Raw genomic sequence first — 16,376 nt, forward strand, 5'->3', positions numbered from 1 at the left:
GCCCGCCCGTAATCGGGCGGCGCATCGATCCAGCGCCCGCCTGACTTGAGGACATGGACGATCCCGCTGATCACCCGGCGGTCATCAACACGCGGTTTGCCACGCGTGTCCGTCGGCAAATGCGGTGCGATCCGCGCGAATTGCGCATCCGTGAGCCAGAAACGATCCCGATTCATCCGGGCCTCCTCCGGGAAGCCGTGAATCATACAGAGCCAGCGGTGCCAACCTCTTTATGGGTCCGAGCCCTAAGTGGTCGGACTCGCGCGATGGCAACACCATCAGCGTGACGGTCGCGTCGGGCTGCAATTGCGAACCGCAGCACGGCATTGGGAACGATCGAGGAGCTCAGCGCCGACAGCGTGGCCACGCGAAGCTGGCCGGCGCCATAGTCGCGAATCCGCGCTGCACTGGCACGCAGGCGGTCCATTCCCCGAAAGTCGGCCTCGACCTCGGCGAAGAACGTCCGCCCTTCAAGCGTCGGAACGATGCGATTGCGAACCCGATCGAACAAGGCAAAACCGAGGGATCGTTCGAGCTCGGCGATAAGGCGACTGACGCCAGGCTGGGTCACCCCGAGAATTTCAGCGGCGCGCGAAACCGTGCCCGCCTTCATGACTGCCGCGAAAACCTCGATTTGACGGTTGTTCAACTTCGGTCCAATCGCCGTGCAATCGCAAGTGGATGCTACTGCATTTTTCGCTCGAACTAACCTCTCACCAGAATGCTTTTGAAACGGTTTTCGTCGGTGCGGGCGAGATGCGTCATAAGCGGTCTCTCGGGCATTGCCCGAAAGCGGACCTTGCTTCATTTGTTAGTCGTCGTCGCGCTTGGACGCCCTGCGGTCAGTTTCTCGATTGCTCCTCAACCCGAGGTATTCCAGCGGTGGGCTGCCGAAAGCACTCTTGAAAGTCGAGGTAAACGCGGCCGGGTTCTCGTATCCGAGATCGATGGCCACCGCGGTGACAGTCTCACCAGCAGCTAAGCGCGGGATGGCCGTTAAAAGGCACGCCTGCTGGCACCAGCTGCGGAAGCTCAGACCGGTTTCCCGTCGGAAAACGCGAGTGAATGTCCGTCGGCTCACGCCCAACGCCTTAGCCCAAGGATCGATCGTATTGTGGATGTTCGGCTTGAGAACAAAGGCGCGACATCGATCAGCCAATTCGCCGGCGGCGGGATATTGTAGGGAAAGCGGGAGCGAGGGAAGTTCGCCGACTTCATGCTCGATCAGGTGCATCAGAGCGCCGCCGCGGCCGGTACGATCGTATTCGAGGGGGAGATCGACTGCCTCGGCCAATAGGCTGCGCACGAATGGCGAGATACCAAGAACCTGGAGGCGAACCGGCATGCCGGGCACGGCGTCGGGTTCGAGATAGAGGCTCTGCATCTCGACCTCGCCGACCATGCGGACGGTGTGGACGGTTCCAGGAGGAATCCACATGGCCCGCTGCGGCGGCATAACCCATGTGCCCGTCGTGGTCGTCAGAACGACCAGCCCTGAGGCGGCCGACAGCAGCTGCCCTCGGCGGTGTTTGTGAGGTTCGATCAGGAAGCCGTCCCGGTAAAGCCGTCCCAACGCAACGATAGGCCGAGGCGTATGATCGACCATCGCGATCGGCACGTCGCGCACGATGGCCCACTCCCGTAGCTGAGTGGCCCGCCATTGGTGGCAGGCCCTAGGATTCGGATGTATCAGCGGAGCTTCAAGTCATCAACTTGCTCGAGTGAAGCCCGTGTCCAATCCGACGACGATCGGCAATCTGCCGAAAGCAGCAGGTTCATTCCCTATCCTCTTCGGCGCTAGCCTTGGACATCTGCTCAACGACTTGCTCCAGGCGTTGCTTCCGGCGATGTACCCGGTCCTGCAGTCGGGCTTCTCGCTGACCTTCGCCCAAATCGGCATCCTCAGCTTCGTCTACCAGATCACGGCCTCGCTTTTTTAGCCCGTCATCGGGCACTACACGGACCGGCGGCCCATGCCATATTCGCTGCCTTTCGGCATGGCATCGTCGATGGCCGGGGTGCTCTTCCTGGCATATGCGCCGAGCTATGGATGGCTGCTCGTCGGCGCCACACTGCTCGGTTTGGGCTCGTCAATCTTCCATCCGGAATCGTCCCGCATTGCTCGATTAACGTCCGGCGGTTCACACGGTTTCGCCCAGTCCCTTTTCCAGGTTGGCGGCAACTTCGGCTCGGCTCTCGGACCGCTTGCGGCCGCTTTCGTGATCTTGCCGCAGGGTCAGCGGGGATTGGCCTGGTTCGCGCTCGTCGCGCTTGTTGGAGTCTTCCTGCTGACGGCGCTCGGCCATTGGTACAACGCGAACGGTCACGCGAAGCGCAAGACAGGCACGATGCCAGAGCGGCACGCCTTCCTCTCGAAGCGCCAGGTTGGCATCGCGATGGGCGTCCTGATCGCGTTGCTGTTTTCAAAGTACGTCTACCTCGCGGCCTTCACGAGCTTCTACACGTTCTATTTGATCGATCAGTTTGGCGTGTCGGTGAAGAACGCCCAGATCCTCCAGTTCGTCTTCTTCGCCGCCGTGGCAGCCGGGACGATCGCGGGCGGCCCCATCGGCGACCGCTTGGGCCGCAAACCGGTCATCTGGTGTCGATCCTGGGCGTGCTGCCGCTGACACTGCTGCTGCCGCACGTCGGGTTGACCCCTACGGTTATGTTGACCGTGGTTATCGGCTTCGTCATCTCGTCGGCCTTCCCGGCCATCGTGGTCTATGGGCAGGAGCTGATGCCCGGGCGGGTCGGTATGGTTTCGGGCCTGTTCTTCGGCTTCATCTTCGGCATCGGCGGCATCGCCGCTGCGACGCTCGGGGCGCTCGCGGACTGGATAGGCATCCACTTCGTATTCGTGCTGTGCTCATTCCTGCCAGCGATCGGCATTCTTACGGTGCTTCTTCCGAACATCCGCGAGCAGGCGCGCAAGTCTGCCTGACAAGGAACCGCATGCGCCACTTCCCGACACTAATCTAATGCCAGGAAGCGGACATTGCGCCTACGTCGCTTCGCCGATCCAGTGAACTCAGATCAATCTTTTCGCCGTGGTGCTAAGCTACGTGCCAGCAGACAGAAGCTTGATTCATCGCCGGAGTGGCGGCACCTAATCTCGCTCTCAGTTCCAGAATGCACTCTGCCACAGGCTCAGCTTCTCGCCGACGCCGTTCTGGAGAGCGTTCTCGTAAACGCGATAGCCGCACATCACGTCATAGATCGCCATACCGCGGGCAAAGTAGACGATCACATCGTCGTCGTCGCGGCGTCCGCCGGTTTCGCCGGCGATGACCTTGCCGAGGTCGATGATTTGCTCCTCCCTGGCTAGGCCTCGGTCGACCATGACGCTTGGCGTCATCGTCTTGCGCTCCATGCTGATCGCGGAGTTCATGACATAGCCGTCAGCGCGAGCGAGCGTCTCGAAGGTTGCGTCCCAGATCGAGAGATCGACCAACAGGCTGCCCTTCTTCATCCAATCCGGCGTGATGTAGGCATCGTCGATCGTCTGAACGTTGGTCGCTGGTATAACAACATCGGCATCGGAGATCGCAGCACGCGCGGAGTCGACCGCACGGACATCGATGTTCAGCTTGCCGGAGAACTCGGCGGCGAAGGCTTTGGCGCGCTCTGTATTCAGATCATAGACATAGGCGACCTCGAGCTCCGGCATCACCTCGGCCGTGCAGGCGATCGCGGCTTGGTTGATGGGGCCGACACCGATCAGGCCGAGGCTACGCGAGCCCGGCCGCCGTAGGTGTTTGACGCCGATGGCGCCAAGCGCGCCCGTGCGCATGCAGCTGATCACCATCGCGTCCATCAAGGCGAGTGGATAGCCCGTCTCGGGATCGAGGATCGTCAGCAGGCCAGAGGCGCGCGGCCCCTTACCGTTGATCGGATTGTCCGGGTTGCTCGGGATGTTCTTCAGCGCAACCTTCATGACGCCATTGTCGTCGAGATAGCCGGCATGGATGTTTGCGCGCTTCTTGCTGGGGTAGCCCACGAAGTTCTTGAGCTTCTCGGGCGGGACGCCCCAGAACAGGGTCGCGGTGGGCGCCTCGATCGCCTTGCCCTGATAGGCCAGCAGCGTGGTGCGCTCGGTATCGGCGACCGTCGCGGAAACGTCGGCCGCGCCGCAGCGCACCGCGTCCTCCTGGCTGAGATAGATGAAATTCGCTTCGCTCATAAAAGACTCCATAGGTCGTCAATTGCCGCTGACGGCTGTCAGTCACGTTGCCGCAGCTTGGGGTCGTTCGCGTCGCGCAGTCCGTCTCCGAGGAGGTTCAGCGCAAGCACAGTCAGGAAGACGAAGACGCTCGGAAAAACGGCCAGCCACCAAGCGTCGATGATGTTCTCGAAGCCTTCCCGGATCATGCCGCCCCAGGTCGCCGTGGGCGGTTTGACGCCGAGGCCGATGAAGCTCAGCGAGGCTTCCGTGCGGATGGCCGTCGCCATCCAGAGCGAACCCATCACCAGGATGTCGGAAATCAGATTCGGAAGGATGTGGACGCGCATGATCCGTCCATGGCCACAGCCAACGGAGCGGGCCGCCTGGACGAAATCCTGCTCCTTGAGCACCAGCGTCGGAGCTCGTGCGAGCCTGACAAAGGGCGCAATCTCGGTGACGGCGATCGCGATGATCAGGTTCTCGAGACTGGCGCCCAGGACCGCGGCGACGAGCATGCCGAGCAGCAGGCTCGGAAAGGACAGCATGAGATCGACGACCGCCATGACGAACGCGTCGAAGCGCCCGCCAATATAGCCGGACAGCACTCCGAGAATGGTGCCGACGGTCATCGCGATCAGGATCGAAAGCAGACCCACGATCAGCGAAATCCTGGCCCCGTAAATGATCCGGGACAGCACATCGCGACCGTAGGAGTCTGTGCCCAACCAGAATTCTGATGAGGGCGGCAAGAACTGGTTGACGATGTCCTGCGTGAGCGGGTCATGCGGGGCGATGACAGGCGCGAAGCTCGCGACGAGCGCGATCAATGATAGCAGGGCCAGCCCGGCCCAGGCGAAGGCGCCGCCACGTGACACGAAGCGACCGGACGCGGAAAGGCGCAGAAGAATCCAGCTCATCGTCAGGCCGTCCGGATGCGCGGATCGACCGCCGCATAGGCGAGATCGGTCAGAATGTTCGCCAGCACTACGAAGGAGGCGAAGATGATCATCAGCCCCTGCAGCATCGTGTAGTCGCGGGTGTTGAGAGCACCGAGGATCAGGCGCCCGAGCCCAGGCCGGTTAAAGACGATCTCGGTCAGAACCGCGTTTCCGATTAGGGTGCCGAAATACAGGCCCACAACGGTGATGATCGGCAGCAACGAGTTCGACAGGACATGCCGCAAGGCCAGCGTCGTCGGCGCAACGCCCTTTGCCTTAGCCGTGCGAACGTAATCCTCGCCCAAAGTCGAGAGCATGGATGCCCGCGTCACGCGCGCTACATAAGCGCTCATGATGACGCCGAGATTGAGCGCCGGCAGGGCCACTGCGATAAGACGGTCCCAGGGGCCGGCGTTCTGCGTAGTGCCGATGACGGGAAACCATCGCAGCTGGATCGCGAAGGCGAGGAGCAGCAGGATGCCCGATACGAAGGCCGGCAGCGACAGTCCAACGAGCGAGAACAATCGCCCGACATAGTCGGGCCAGGCATTACGGTTGGTTGCTGCGTAGACGCCGAGCGGCAGGCCCAGCACGAGCCCGACGAGGATCGAAGCGAACGCAAGCTCGATCGTATTGGGAAGAACCCGCAGGGCTTCGTCGAGCACCGGCCGCTGAGTGACGAGCGATGTTCCGAGATCACCTTTTAATAAGCCAGCCAGAAAGCCGAGATACTGGTGCGAAAACGGCTCATTAAGGCCAAGTTGCTGACGAAGAGCTTCCAAAGCACTCGCGCTGGCTTGATCACCGAGGATCACGGCCGCAGCATCGCCGGGAACAATCCGGATGATCACGAAAATGGCCGTGAACATCGCCAAGAGCGTCGGCAAGCCGAGCGATATGCGTTTCAGTGCGTATTTCATGAATATTCCGGGCGCTGGTAGCGGCCTGTCGATGGCAACTATTCACGGGCCATGCTAAAACGTCGATTGATAAATTCAGCCAAGGGTATTCCAAACCCTCATGCCTCGTTCAATCAATCTCCGCCAGGTCGAAGCCTTCCGAGCCGTTATGGAAAACGGCACGGTGAGTGCGGCGGCAGCGGCTCTGAATGTCACACAGCCGGCGGTGAGCAAGCTGGTATCCAATCTCGAACTGGATACGGGACTGAGGCTCTTTGACCGGCTGAAGGGCAAATTGACGCCGACCGCTCAGGGCGCCCATCTCTATGAAGAGGTAGACCGGGTTTTTTCCGGGCTCCACCAAATCGAGCGCGCTATCGAGACGGTTCGTCGCGAGCAAAAAGGCCGGCTCCTTGTCGGCGTCCTGCCCGCTCTATCTGGCCATTTCATCCAACACGTCACGATGCGCTTTCTGGAAAGCGAGGCGCATGTCTTCGTGTCGCTGATCGTGCGTGGTTCACCGGGCCTGGCGGACTGGCTGGTGACACGGCAAGTTGACGTCGGGATTCTGAATGCCCGTGTAGAACATCCCGATCTCGAGACCGAGCCGTTCCTGACCCACCCATTGGTCTGCATCATGCCGATCGGACATCCGCTGTCTCGCAAGGCGGTGATCCGCCCCGAAGACCTTCATGATCAACCCTTCGTCGGCTTCGACGAAGGGGTCGAGATCCGGCGCAGGGTCGACGAGGTGATGGCGAGCCATGGCTGCGAGCCGCGGCTCGTTCTCAAGGCGACCACAGCTCCGACGCTCTGCGAATTCGTCGCGTATGGCCTGGGGCTTTCGCTTGTCCATCCACTGATGGCGGGCCCCGTCAAAGGGCGCGTAGCGATCCGGCGCTTCGAGCCGGCGATCGACAACCATTTCCTCCTGGCCAAAGCAACCAAGGCCCGCAATGCGGGCCTTGTGGATCTCTTCATTCAGCACGCCCGGGAATGCGGCGATCAGCTGATGCGCGAGGCGCTCATCGCGTGACGCTCGTCTTCTCCGTGATCTGCGGCGCGATGTTGATCGCGCCCTTCAGCTCGTAGCCGTAGTCGACCTTCTTGCTGCGCGCCCAGACCTGCTGGAGCTCGAACAGCGGCACCGCGCAGACATCCTTGTGGATCTTGTCCTGCGCGAGCTTCCAATCCACCATCTGCTTGGCCGGATCGGCTTCCTTTCGGGCCTGCTCGATCTCGGCATCCGCCACGTCGCAATGCGAGAAATTGGTGATCGCGGTGGGTTTTCCCACCGTTGCTGCGGAATGGTAGAACTCGGTGAGATAGGTATCGGCGACCGGAAACCTCGCTGCGCCGTAGAATACCAGGGCGCTGGCATTCTGCCGGATCTGTTGCTGGTAGGTCGGGTGATCGACGACTTTCATATCGAGCTTGATGCCAGCTTTGCCGAGCTGGTTCTGGATCACCTCCATGATCGGCAATTGCGAAGAAATGTTCGAGACAACGACGCTTAGCGTGATGCCGTCCGGATGCCCGGCCTCGGCGAGCAGGGCCTTCGCCTTGGCGATGTCGGGCTTGACGGTCCAGGAGCAGTCCTCGCCGCGATAGCCAGGCGGCACCACAGAGCAGCCTTTCTGGGCGACGTCGGGACCCACGAAGCGAACGATCTGATCGAGATCGATTGCAAGCGCAATCGCCTGACGCACACGCAGATCATCGAGCGGCTTGATGCTCTTGTTGATGTGCAGAGTGCGGAACTCGCCTTGGCCGAAGATGTCCACGACCGCATCCGGCCGCGTCTTCACCTGTGTTACCCAACGCTGGTCCCGCCGACCATAGATCAGGTCGAGCTGCCCGGATTGAAATGCCAAATCGCGGCTGCTGTCGGAAAGGACGAAGCGCCAAAGGACCTCGTCGATCTTGGGGGCTCCGCGAAAATAACTCTTATTGGCGACGAGTTTGACGTGCTGCTGCAAGACATGTTCGGCGATCTCATAGGGGCCGGTCCCGATAGGCTTGGCCGCAAACTCGCGCCCCAACTGCTCGACCGCTTTCTTGCTGACGATCATACCGCCATGAAAATTGGAGAGCAGCCCGAGCAGGTTGGCATCAGGATATTTCAGGTCGATCCTGACCGTCAGGTCGTCGAGCTTCACCACGTCCGCAATACCCCCGAAGTTCGCGGCGAATGACGAGGTGCTTGGGGCAGCCGCCCGCTTCAGCGAAAAAACGACGTCATCGGCGGTAAGCTCGCCGAAGTCGCCGTGAAATTTGACGCCTTTGCGCAGGTGAAAGGTCCAAGACTTGCCGTCGAACGAAGTCTCCCATCGCGTAGCGAGATCGGGCTCGATCTTGGCAGGATCGACACTGCCTGGCGGAAAACGGACCAGCCCGTCAAACACGTTTGCGATCAGCATCGAGTCGAAACCGTTCGCGCGATGCGGATCGATGTTTGTGATGTCCGACGTGCCTACGGCCACCTGCAGCGTCTCGGCCTTAAGCGGCGACAGCGTAGCTGACGCGGCCGCGAGGCTGGCTAAGAATGCCAACGTGGTTTTCTTCATCTGAGTTCTCCCTGATGGACTATCAGGCCGTTCAGCATCAATGCCGTCAATTGACATTTATGGGCTCACCTATAAGCAAAAGGCATAGGTAAAGCCGCGGACAAATCCTTGGCGTCTAGCAGACCCCCCACCTTTGATTCCTGGCTCTGCTTGCATGCGATTTGCGCCAGCAGCGGACGTTGGTCTAGCGCCTAGGACGTTCACCGGTTTACCAGCCTGCACCATCGAGATGTCCCGCCCTTTCGCCGAGGGAGCGGCGCTTCCGGCATGACGACACCCCAAAGGAAAGGGGCCTGCTCAACTGGAAATCGCTAACGCTCGTAACGGGTTCAGCGCTGGAACGTCCGATTGTCGTCGGATGGATTTCGGCGATGGCGCATCGTCCGCGCCGTATCTGCCCTCTCAGCGCACCCTGCTTATCAGCAACTATAATTGCCTCTCCGGGAGGCGGTAGTGCCCATCGAGAAACGGTCGAACTGCAACGTCCTACTCTGCAATTTGTCGGACAACGCCGAAATTCCACTCATTTTGCAGGTTTGGGCCGGCTCGCCCAAAGGTCACTTTCCGTCTGTTGAAGCATCAGCTGGACGACGGATCGCGGTTCATTTCGACATGGGCGTTTCTCACGAAGTCATCCTAATCACAGGCGCCGCCTCCGGCATCGGCGCGGCCTTGGCACGACGTGTCGCGGCGCCCGGTCTTTCGATGACATTGCATGGAGGGGGAAGCACGCCCGAGAGTGGCGCGCGCCTCGAAAGCGTCGTTGCCGACTGTACGGGGGCTGGAGCTCGATGCCTCGTGACGCGAGGCGACCTTTCGGAGCCCGGGCACGGCGCGCCCATGGTTGCGCAGGCGCTGGAGGTATTCGGGAGGCTGGATAAAATCGTCCACTGCGCCGGCCATGTCGACAAGACCCCGATCGGCGAACTCAGCCGCGCCGGCCTCGACCGCAGCATTTCGCTGATGCCGGGTGCGTTGCTAGAGATTGCGACGGCGGCGCTTCCCGCGCTCGCCACGAGCGGCGCCGGCCGGATCGTCGCAGTCAGTTCGTTTATCGCCCACAAGATCGAGCCAAAGACCCTGGCGCCAGCATCGGCCATCGCCAAGGCCGCGATGGAAACGCTGGTTCGCTGCCTTGCGCTGTCCTTCGCAGGACAGAACATCACCGTGAATGCTGTCGTCCCGGGCTTCACCCGCAAGGACGCAGGCAAAATGGGCACCCTCTCCGCCCAGGGCTGGATCGAGGCAGCGGCCCGGACACCGACGGGCCGTCTCAACGAAGCCGACGACGTCGCCGCCGCGATCGAATTCCTGCTTTCGGCCCAAGCCCGGCAGATCACCGGCGCGCTGCTTCCTGTCGATGGCGGCCTGACGCTTGGCTGATCTGCTCGATCCGCTCGAAATCCGAACCCTCGGAGGACACTCAATGCGCGCCAAATATATCGATTGCGGACCTAACCAGCTTCCCCTGTGGCGCGCGGCGCTTGCCGACTTCGATATCGAGGTCGACGTCGTCACCGAGCCCTTCTCGCTCGAGTACCTGCCTTCCATTCTGGAAGGCTACGACATCTGCATCGACGACCACACCCGTATCCCGCCGGAGATCCTGGCGCGCTGCACCAGCCTGCGCCACTTCGTCTATTTCGGCACCGGTGCGGCCAGCATCCTGGACCTCGCCCTAGCTGCGAAAATGGGCATCGAGGTCCATACGATCCGGAACTACGGCGACACCACCGTCGCCGAACTGGCGGCCGGGCTCGTGCTCGCGGCAGCCCGCCAGATCGCGCCGCAGCACCACGTCATCCGCAATGGTGGCTGGAAGAAGATGCAGGGCATCGAACTGCGCGGACGCCGGATCGGGCTGATCGGGCTCGGCGGCATCGGCCGCGAGATGGCCCGCATCTGCGCCGGGATCGGGCTCGAGGTCGTCGCCTGGAACCGCTCGCCCGTCGCCGATCCGCATGCGGCCGGCGTAGGCCTCGAAGATCTGTTGGCGACCTCCGACGTGGTCAGCCTGCATCTGGCTCTCAACGACGAGACGCGCGGCTTCCTGGATGCGCGAAAGATCGCCGCGATGAAGCGCGGCGCGCTGTTGGTCAACACCGCGCGGGGCGCGCTGATCGATGAAGTGGCGCTGGTCCAGGCCCTCGAAAGCGGCCAGATTGGCCATGCCGCGCTCGACGTCTTCGAGACCGAGCCCCTGCCCGAACAGCATCCCCTGCGCACGGCGCCCAATGTCACGCTGACGGCGCATTGCGGCTTCTGGACGGAAGCGTCGACCATCAACCAGGTGAGGCTGGTGATGGGCATCGTCGAAGGCATTCAGTCGCCTCTGCGACGCTCGGCATGAGCGGGCCGGAGCGCGGCGAGACCATCGTCGCGATCATCGGCGCCGGCATCGTCGGTGTCACCACGGCGATAACGCTCCGGCAGGCGGGCTTCGCGGTGTGCCTGATCGAGCCGGGCGAGCCGGGCGGCGAGCAGGCGGCGAGCTATGGCAATGCTGGCTGGTTCAGCCCCGCATCCGTCGTGCCGATGTCGATGCCGGGGCTGTGGCGCAAGGTGCCGGCGATGCTGCGCGATCCGCTAGGTCCCCTGACCATCCGCTGGACGGCGCTGCCGCGCTTGCTGCCCTGGCTGCTGCGCTTTCTGTATGCCGGCGCGACTGTCCGGCGTGTCGAGGCGACGGCGCGCGCCTTGCGTCCGCTCATCGAACCCGGGCCTGAGCTACAGGCCGAGCTCGCAGCGGCTGCCGGCGTGCCGGACTTCGTCCGCCGCGATGGCGCGCTCTACGCCTACCCGACACGCGCCGATTTCGAGGCGGAGGGGCTGGCGTGGCACCTGCGCCGCAACAATGGCGTGGCCTGGACGGAGCTGGAGGGCGAGGCCTTGCGGCACGCCGTCCCGGCGCTCTCGCCGCGCTACGCCTTCGGTGCACTGGTCGGCGCGACCGGACATTGCCGGGATCCGGGCGGCTATGTCCGGGCACTGGCCGACTATGCGGAAGGGCTCGGCGTCACCCGAAAGCAGGCGTGGGCGAGCAGGTTCGACCTCAGGCAGGGTCGCCTTACTGCCGTCGTCACCGACGGCGGGACTGTGCCGGCCGACAGAGCGGTGATTTGTGCCGGCATCCATTCGAAGCGTCTAGCCCGCGCCGCCGGCGACAAGGTCTCGCTGGAGAGCGAGCGAGGATACCATGTCGTGCTCTCCGAGCCCGAGGCGGTTCCGGCCATGCCGGTCCAGACCAGCGACAGCCGGATAGGCACGACGCCGATGGAAGCCGGCCTGCGCGGTGCCGGACAGGTCGAGCTGTGCAGCGTCGACAACCCGCCGGACTGGCGCCGGGCCGGTATCGTCGAGGCCCATCTGAAGCGCTGCTGCCCTGAACTCGCAGACTCGGTTCCAGAGAGCCGTGTCAAACGCTGGATGGGGCATCGCCCATCGACACCGGATGGACTGCCGGTCATCGGCCTGTCCAGCGCCAGCGCGGATATCGTCCATGCCTATGGCCACGGCCATGTCGGCATGGCGAGCGCGCCGATGACGGCGCGGATCGTCCGTGACCTGCTGCTCGGCGCGCCGCCAGTCTGTCCACTCGCTCCTTACTCGCCGCATCGGTTCAACGGCTTCTGGCCGCGGACGGCGGCAAGCCTCGAACAGCGATGAGGGACTGATGCGGATCGGAATTCTCGGCATTGCCGGCCGGATGGGCGGCGAGCTTGTCGCCGAAGCGCGCGGCGCGGGCCATGACGTCATTGGTGGGACGCTGAACCCCGCCTCGTCCAGCGCTTATACGGGCGATCTCCCGATCTTGGCCCTTCCCGACCTGACGGCGCGGGCCGATGTCGTGATCGACTTCACCCATGCCGATGCCGCCGCAGGCCATGCGGAAGCCTTGTCGGCAGGCCAGGCGGCCTGGGTTCTCGGCACGACGGGCCTCTCGGCCGACCAGCAGGAAGCCGTCGTCGCCGCTTCGCGCCATGTTGCGGTCCTGCAAGCCGCGCATTTTGGGCTCGGGATCAATCTCCTCGCGAATCTCGCCCGCCAGCTCGCCGCGCTTCTGCCGGCCGAAAGCTACGATGCCGAGATCGTCGAGATGCATCATCGCCAGAAGGTCGATGCGCCCTCTGGCAGCGCGCTCCTGCTCGGCGAGGCCGTCGCCGAAGGGCGCGGCACGGCGCTTGCCGCCGTCATGAAGAGCGGCCGCGACGGCCATTGCGGCGCGCGCGCGACCGGCGCGATCGGCTTCGCCTCCCTGCGCGGCGGCCAGATCGTCGGCGAGCATGCCCTGAGCTTCACGGCTGCCGGCGAGCAGATCACGCTCTCGCATCGTGCCTTCGACCGCAAGATATTCGCCGCGGGAGCCGTCAGAGCCGCTTCCTGGCTGGCGGGGAGACCGCCGGGCCTTTACGGCATCGACGAGATGCTGGGCTTCCGGCCCGCGCGGGATCAGGACGAACAATGACCGAGATCCTCTTCGGCTCCGACAATCAGGCCGGCGTCAGTCCGGAGATCATGGCGGCAATGCAGCGTGCCGACGAAGGCATCGCCATCGCCTATGGCGACGATGTCTACAGCGCGCGGCTCGACGAGGCCTTTTCCAAAATCTTCGAGCACGAGGCATTCGTCTTTCCCGTCGCGACCGGCACCGCAGCCAACGCGCTCGGCCTCGCGGCGATCACGCCGCCTTATGGCGAGACAATCTGCCATGAGGCCGCCCATATCCTGACAACGGAGGGCGGCGCGCCGGAATTCTATGCCGGCGGCTCCCGCCTCGTAGGAATGGCTGGCCGCGACGGCAAGATCGCGGTGGACGATCTCCGCGCCTTGCTGGAGGAGCGGACGCGCCCAAGCCGCCACCATTATGCCTGCGCCTGCCTCTCGCTGACGCAGGCGACGGAGTTCGGCACGCTCTATACGCTTGCCGAACTCGCAGCCCTGGCGGAGACCGCTCATGCGAAAGGCCTGCGCGTGCATATGGACGGCGCGCGCTTCACCAATGCGCTCGTCGCGCTGGAAGCGAGCCCGGCTGCGATGAGCTGGCGCGCCGGCATCGACGTGCTGAGCCTGGGCACCACCAAGAACGGCACGATGAACGCCGAAGCCGTGATCGTCTTCGACAAGGCCCTCGCGCGTGATCTCGCCTACCGACAGAAGCGCGCCGGACTGCTGACATCGAAGATGCGCTATGTCTCGGCCCAGTTGCTCGCCTTTCTCGACGGCGACCTCTGGCTCCGGAATGCGCGGCACGCCAACGAGATGGCGAAGGCCGTCGCCGGCATCCTCACGAAGGTGCCCGGCATTCGTCTGACACATCCGGTCGAGACCAATCAGATCTTCGCGGATATCGACCCCGACGTGACGAACCTGCTGGTGAAGTCGGGCTTCCACTTCCGTGCCTGGGATCACCGCTACCCGACCCGGCACCGGCTCGTGATGTCCTTCCGAGATGACGCGGGCAAGGTGGAGCGGGTCAGGGCGGCACTGGCGTCGGCCTTCGCCCGCTCACCGGCATAGCGGAATACGACAGCTCCGCTGACCTATCGCGCTCGCCCGGCGACGATCTCGCCGATCCGGTGGGCGGCCGTTTCGATATCGGCACGGCCGACATCGCAATGCGTCACCGCCCGGATCACCGTTTCGCGCCAGCGCGCGCCGACCCGCGTGCCGCGCTGACGCAGCGCATCCGCCAGTTCCTGGCCGGACAGGCCGGTCCCGGCCACGTCGAAGAGGACGATATTGGTCTCGATCCCAGCCGGGTCGACGGCGATACCGGGTATCTCGGCCAGCAGTATCGCCAGCAGCCGGGCGTTCTCGTGATCCTCGGCCAGCCGCTCGATATTGTTGTCGAGCGCGTAAAGGCCGGCGCCCGCGATCACGCCGGCCTGGCGCATGGCCCCGCCGAAGAGGTGCTTGTAGCGGCGCGCTTCCTGGACGAAGCTTTCGCTGCCCGCGAGCAGCGCACCGACCGGGCAGGCCAGGCCCTTGCTCAAGCAAAGGGTGACGGAGTCGAAGCTGCTCGCGTGGAGATGCGCCGGGACGCCGGAGGCAACCACGGCGTTCATCAAGCGGGCGCCATCCATATGCGTCGCCAGCCCATATTGCCGGGCGATCGCGACGACCTCGCGCAGCCGGCCCTGCGGCCAGACGGCGCCGCCGCCGAGATTGGTCGTCTGCTCGACACAGACGAGGCTCGTCGGCGGATAATGCGGCCCGTCCGGCCGGATGGCGCGCTCGACCTGGCCGGCGTCGAATATGCCACGCTTTCCATCCAGCCGGCTCGTCATCACGCCGGAGAGGAAAGCCGGCCCGCCCGCCTCCGCGGTGACGAGATGGGAGCCCGCCTCGACGATGACCTCGTCGCCCGGCCGGGTATGGACCTTCAGCGCGATTTCGTTGGCCATTGTCGCCGAGGGCAGGAACAAGGCCGCCTCCAGGCCGAGCAAAGCGGCGACCTGCTCCTGAAGCCGGTTGACCGTGGGGTCTTCCTGCTTCTGATCGTCCCCGACGGGACAACCCAGCATGAAGGCGAGCATCGCCTGGCTCGGCCGGGTCGCCGTATCGCTGCCGAGATCGATCCGGACCTCCATCGGCATCACCCCGCGAGACGCGCCTCCGCGGCCTCGGCTCGCATGGCGGCGTAGATCCGTCCGATCCGCTTCACGCCCTCGGTGATCTTGCTCGGCGTGCTGAAGCTGTAGGCCAGCCGCAGGAACTGGCCCGGAGGCTCTTCGGCGAAGCAGAGCTTGCCCGTGAAGATCGCGACGCCTTCCTTGCCCGCGCGGCGGACGAGTTCGTCGGCGTCGATCCCCTCCGGCAGCTCGACCCAGAGGAAATAGCCGCCATTCGGCTTGCGGATCTTGGCGCCCGGGAGGTTGCGCTCGATCGCCTCGACCATCGCGTCGCGATGCTCGCGCAGGACATGCGACAGCGACTCGATGTGGTGAGCGACCTTTCCATTCTGGAAGAGCTGCGCGACGATCCGCTGCAGCAGCGGGCTCGTGCCGTGGTCGGATTTATGCGCGGCCATGCGGCGGACGATGGCCGGATCGGCATTAACCCAGCCGATGCGCAACCCCGGCGCCAGGATCTTCGAGACGGTGCCCAATCCGATGACGCGGCCGGTCTTGTCGAAGGTCTTGATCGGGGGGATCGATTCCCCCTCGAAGCGGATGCGGCGATAGGGGTCGTCCTCGATGATGAGGAAGTCGAACGCCTCGGCGAGCTCCACCAGCTTCTCGCGGCGCGCCGCGGACATGGTGATGCCGCTGGGATTGTGAAAATCGGGGATGTCGAACAGGAATTTCGGCATTGGCAGGCCGCTCTCGCGGCGCGCCAGCAGGGTCTGCTCCAGGATCTCGGTCTGCATGCCCTCCTCGTCCTGTGGAATCGAGATGAAGCTGGCTTCGGCCGCCTTCAGGATCGAGATCGCCGTGAGATAGCTGGGGGCGGCGACGATCACCGCATCGCCCTGCTCGAGAAAGACCCGGCAGGCGAGATCGAGCCCGTGCTTGGCGCCGTTGACGATCAGGATGTTCTCACGCGTGGCGGTGATGCCGTCGTCGCAGAGATAGGCGACGATCGCATCTCGCAGGTCGTCCAGGCCGTAAAGCGGGCCGTACTGGAGCGTCTCCTCGCGCGCATTGCCGGCCTCGATCGCCTCGGTCACGATATCGGGCAACTCGTCCGGAAAGCCGTAGCCGCCGCCGAGCTGAATCAGGTTCCCATGCGCCGTCGCGGGCGATGCCGAAGCGACGGTGTTCTGGGCTCTTTCGGCCCAGCGATAGGCTGGCATCTGCGTCATGAC

At 63.8% G+C, this 16,376-nt stretch carries 15 protein-coding genes and 1 pseudogene; 7 read left to right on the forward strand and 9 right to left on the reverse strand.

Annotated features, from left to right (window positions below):
* The 3 genes from AC1DR6_RS20620 to AC1DR6_RS20630 all read right to left on the reverse strand — a co-directional run.
* Window positions 1-176, reverse strand: a 176-nt coding sequence (locus AC1DR6_RS20620; protein ID WP_476831231.1) for a transposase, incomplete at its 3' end; no start/stop codon positions are given.
* A 26-nt stretch (window positions 177-202) separates the two neighbouring features.
* Complete coding sequence (locus AC1DR6_RS20625; RefSeq protein WP_476831144.1) at window positions 203-649, reverse strand: LysR family transcriptional regulator; 447 nt, start codon at window positions 647-649, stop codon at window positions 203-205.
* 162 nt (window positions 650-811) lie between these two features.
* Window positions 812-1,627 (reverse strand): AraC family transcriptional regulator, encoded by an 816-nt coding sequence (locus AC1DR6_RS20630; protein ID WP_476831145.1) that lies wholly within the window; start codon window positions 1,625-1,627, stop codon window positions 812-814.
* Window positions 1,628-1,730: 103 nt separating this feature from the next.
* Between AC1DR6_RS20630 and AC1DR6_RS20635 the strand changes: the two are divergent.
* A pseudogene (locus AC1DR6_RS20635) lies at window positions 1,731-2,944 on the forward strand (MFS transporter).
* 177 nt (window positions 2,945-3,121) lie between these two features.
* Here the strand turns inward: AC1DR6_RS20635 and AC1DR6_RS20640 are convergent.
* Genes AC1DR6_RS20640 through AC1DR6_RS20650 form a run of 3 tightly spaced genes read right to left on the reverse strand, consistent with a single transcriptional unit; the run spans window position 3,122 to window position 6,023 of the window.
* Entirely contained in the window at window positions 3,122-4,183 is a 1,062-nt protein-coding gene (locus AC1DR6_RS20640; RefSeq protein WP_476831146.1) for a hypothetical protein, read from the reverse strand.
* 38 nt (window positions 4,184-4,221) lie between these two features.
* On the reverse strand, window positions 4,222-5,082 hold the full coding sequence (locus tag AC1DR6_RS20645) for an ABC transporter permease (RefSeq protein WP_476831147.1): 861 nt from the start codon (window positions 5,080-5,082) through the stop codon (window positions 4,222-4,224).
* Window positions 5,083-5,084: 2 nt separating this feature from the next.
* A complete protein-coding gene (locus AC1DR6_RS20650; protein WP_476831148.1) occupies window positions 5,085-6,023 on the reverse strand; it encodes an ABC transporter permease in 939 nt (312 codons plus the stop codon).
* 100 nt (window positions 6,024-6,123) lie between these two features.
* Between AC1DR6_RS20650 and AC1DR6_RS20655 the strand changes: the two genes are divergently transcribed.
* A complete protein-coding gene (locus AC1DR6_RS20655) occupies window positions 6,124-7,038 on the forward strand; it encodes a LysR substrate-binding domain-containing protein (protein ID WP_476831149.1) in 915 nt (304 codons plus the stop codon).
* On the opposite strand, the gene AC1DR6_RS20660 is transcribed toward AC1DR6_RS20655, so the two are convergent.
* On the reverse strand, window positions 7,028-8,569 hold the full coding sequence (locus AC1DR6_RS20660; RefSeq protein ID WP_476831150.1) for an ABC transporter substrate-binding protein: 1,542 nt from the start codon (window positions 8,567-8,569) through the stop codon (window positions 7,028-7,030). The two genes, AC1DR6_RS20655 and AC1DR6_RS20660, sit on opposite strands and share 11 nt — an antisense overlap.
* A gap of 612 nt (window positions 8,570-9,181) precedes the next feature.
* Between AC1DR6_RS20660 and AC1DR6_RS20665 the strand changes: the two genes are divergently transcribed.
* From AC1DR6_RS20665 to AC1DR6_RS20685, 5 genes are read left to right on the forward strand one after another with little or no spacing between them, the layout of a single operon-like run.
* Window positions 9,182-9,952 carry an SDR family NAD(P)-dependent oxidoreductase gene (locus AC1DR6_RS20665; RefSeq protein WP_476831151.1) on the forward strand — a complete coding sequence of 257 codons (771 nt, stop codon included), beginning with the start codon at window positions 9,182-9,184 and terminating at the stop codon, window positions 9,950-9,952.
* 43 nt (window positions 9,953-9,995) lie between these two features.
* Window positions 9,996-10,919 (forward strand): 2-hydroxyacid dehydrogenase, encoded by a 924-nt coding sequence (locus tag AC1DR6_RS20670; RefSeq protein WP_476831152.1) that lies wholly within the window; start codon window positions 9,996-9,998, stop codon window positions 10,917-10,919.
* The gene (locus tag AC1DR6_RS20675; RefSeq protein WP_476831153.1) at window positions 10,916-12,235 is read left to right on the forward strand and encodes an NAD(P)/FAD-dependent oxidoreductase; all 1,320 of its coding nucleotides are present in this window, start codon (window positions 10,916-10,918) and stop codon (window positions 12,233-12,235) included. The genes AC1DR6_RS20670 and AC1DR6_RS20675 overlap by 4 nt, the downstream gene beginning before the upstream one ends.
* 7 nt (window positions 12,236-12,242) lie before the next feature.
* A complete protein-coding gene (dapB, locus tag AC1DR6_RS20680) occupies window positions 12,243-13,034 on the forward strand; it encodes a 4-hydroxy-tetrahydrodipicolinate reductase (RefSeq protein WP_476831154.1) in 792 nt (263 codons plus the stop codon).
* A complete protein-coding gene (locus tag AC1DR6_RS20685; protein ID WP_476831155.1) occupies window positions 13,031-14,086 on the forward strand; it encodes a threonine aldolase family protein in 1,056 nt (351 codons plus the stop codon). Before dapB ends, AC1DR6_RS20685 begins: the two co-directional genes overlap by 4 nt.
* Before the next feature lie 23 nt (window positions 14,087-14,109).
* Here AC1DR6_RS20685 and AC1DR6_RS20690 read toward each other — a convergent pair whose 3' ends face one another.
* Window positions 14,110-15,159 (reverse strand): threonine aldolase family protein, encoded by a 1,050-nt coding sequence (locus AC1DR6_RS20690; RefSeq protein ID WP_476831156.1) that lies wholly within the window; start codon window positions 15,157-15,159, stop codon window positions 14,110-14,112.
* Between the two features lie 5 nt (window positions 15,160-15,164).
* Window positions 15,165-16,373 carry an aminotransferase-like domain-containing protein gene (locus AC1DR6_RS20695; RefSeq protein ID WP_476831157.1) on the reverse strand — a complete coding sequence of 403 codons (1,209 nt, stop codon included), beginning with the start codon at window positions 16,371-16,373 and terminating at the stop codon, window positions 15,165-15,167.
* Window positions 16,374-16,376 lie beyond the last annotated feature (3 nt).

This window comes from Allobosea sp. P5_A5 (genome assembly GCF_056400625.1).

Bases quoted from the DNA above. Each gene is read 5' to 3' on its own strand.
- AC1DR6_RS20670 (WP_476831152.1), top strand. From the start codon at position 9,996: ATGCGCGCCAAATATATCGATTGCGGACCTAACCAGCTTCCCCTGTGG.
- AC1DR6_RS20675 (WP_476831153.1), top strand. From the start codon at position 10,916: ATGAGCGGGCCGGAGCGCGGCGAGACCATCGTCGCGATCATCGGCGCC.
- AC1DR6_RS20695 (WP_476831157.1), bottom strand. From the start codon at position 16,373: ATGACGCAGATGCCAGCCTATCGCTGGGCCGAAAGAGCCCAGAACACC.
- AC1DR6_RS20690 (WP_476831156.1), bottom strand. From the start codon at position 15,159: ATGGAGGTCCGGATCGATCTCGGCAGCGATACGGCGACCCGGCCGAGC.
- AC1DR6_RS20660 (WP_476831150.1), bottom strand. From the start codon at position 8,569: ATGAAGAAAACCACGTTGGCATTCTTAGCCAGCCTCGCGGCCGCGTCA.
- AC1DR6_RS20650 (WP_476831148.1), bottom strand. From the start codon at position 6,023: ATGAAATACGCACTGAAACGCATATCGCTCGGCTTGCCGACGCTCTTG.
- AC1DR6_RS20665 (WP_476831151.1), top strand. From the start codon at position 9,182: ATGGGCGTTTCTCACGAAGTCATCCTAATCACAGGCGCCGCCTCCGGC.
- dapB (WP_476831154.1), top strand. From the start codon at position 12,243: ATGCGGATCGGAATTCTCGGCATTGCCGGCCGGATGGGCGGCGAGCTT.
- AC1DR6_RS20640 (WP_476831146.1), bottom strand. From the start codon at position 4,183: ATGAGCGAAGCGAATTTCATCTATCTCAGCCAGGAGGACGCGGTGCGC.
- AC1DR6_RS20655 (WP_476831149.1), top strand. From the start codon at position 6,124: ATGCCTCGTTCAATCAATCTCCGCCAGGTCGAAGCCTTCCGAGCCGTT.
- AC1DR6_RS20685 (WP_476831155.1), top strand. From the start codon at position 13,031: ATGACCGAGATCCTCTTCGGCTCCGACAATCAGGCCGGCGTCAGTCCG.
- AC1DR6_RS20645 (WP_476831147.1), bottom strand. From the start codon at position 5,082: ATGAGCTGGATTCTTCTGCGCCTTTCCGCGTCCGGTCGCTTCGTGTCA.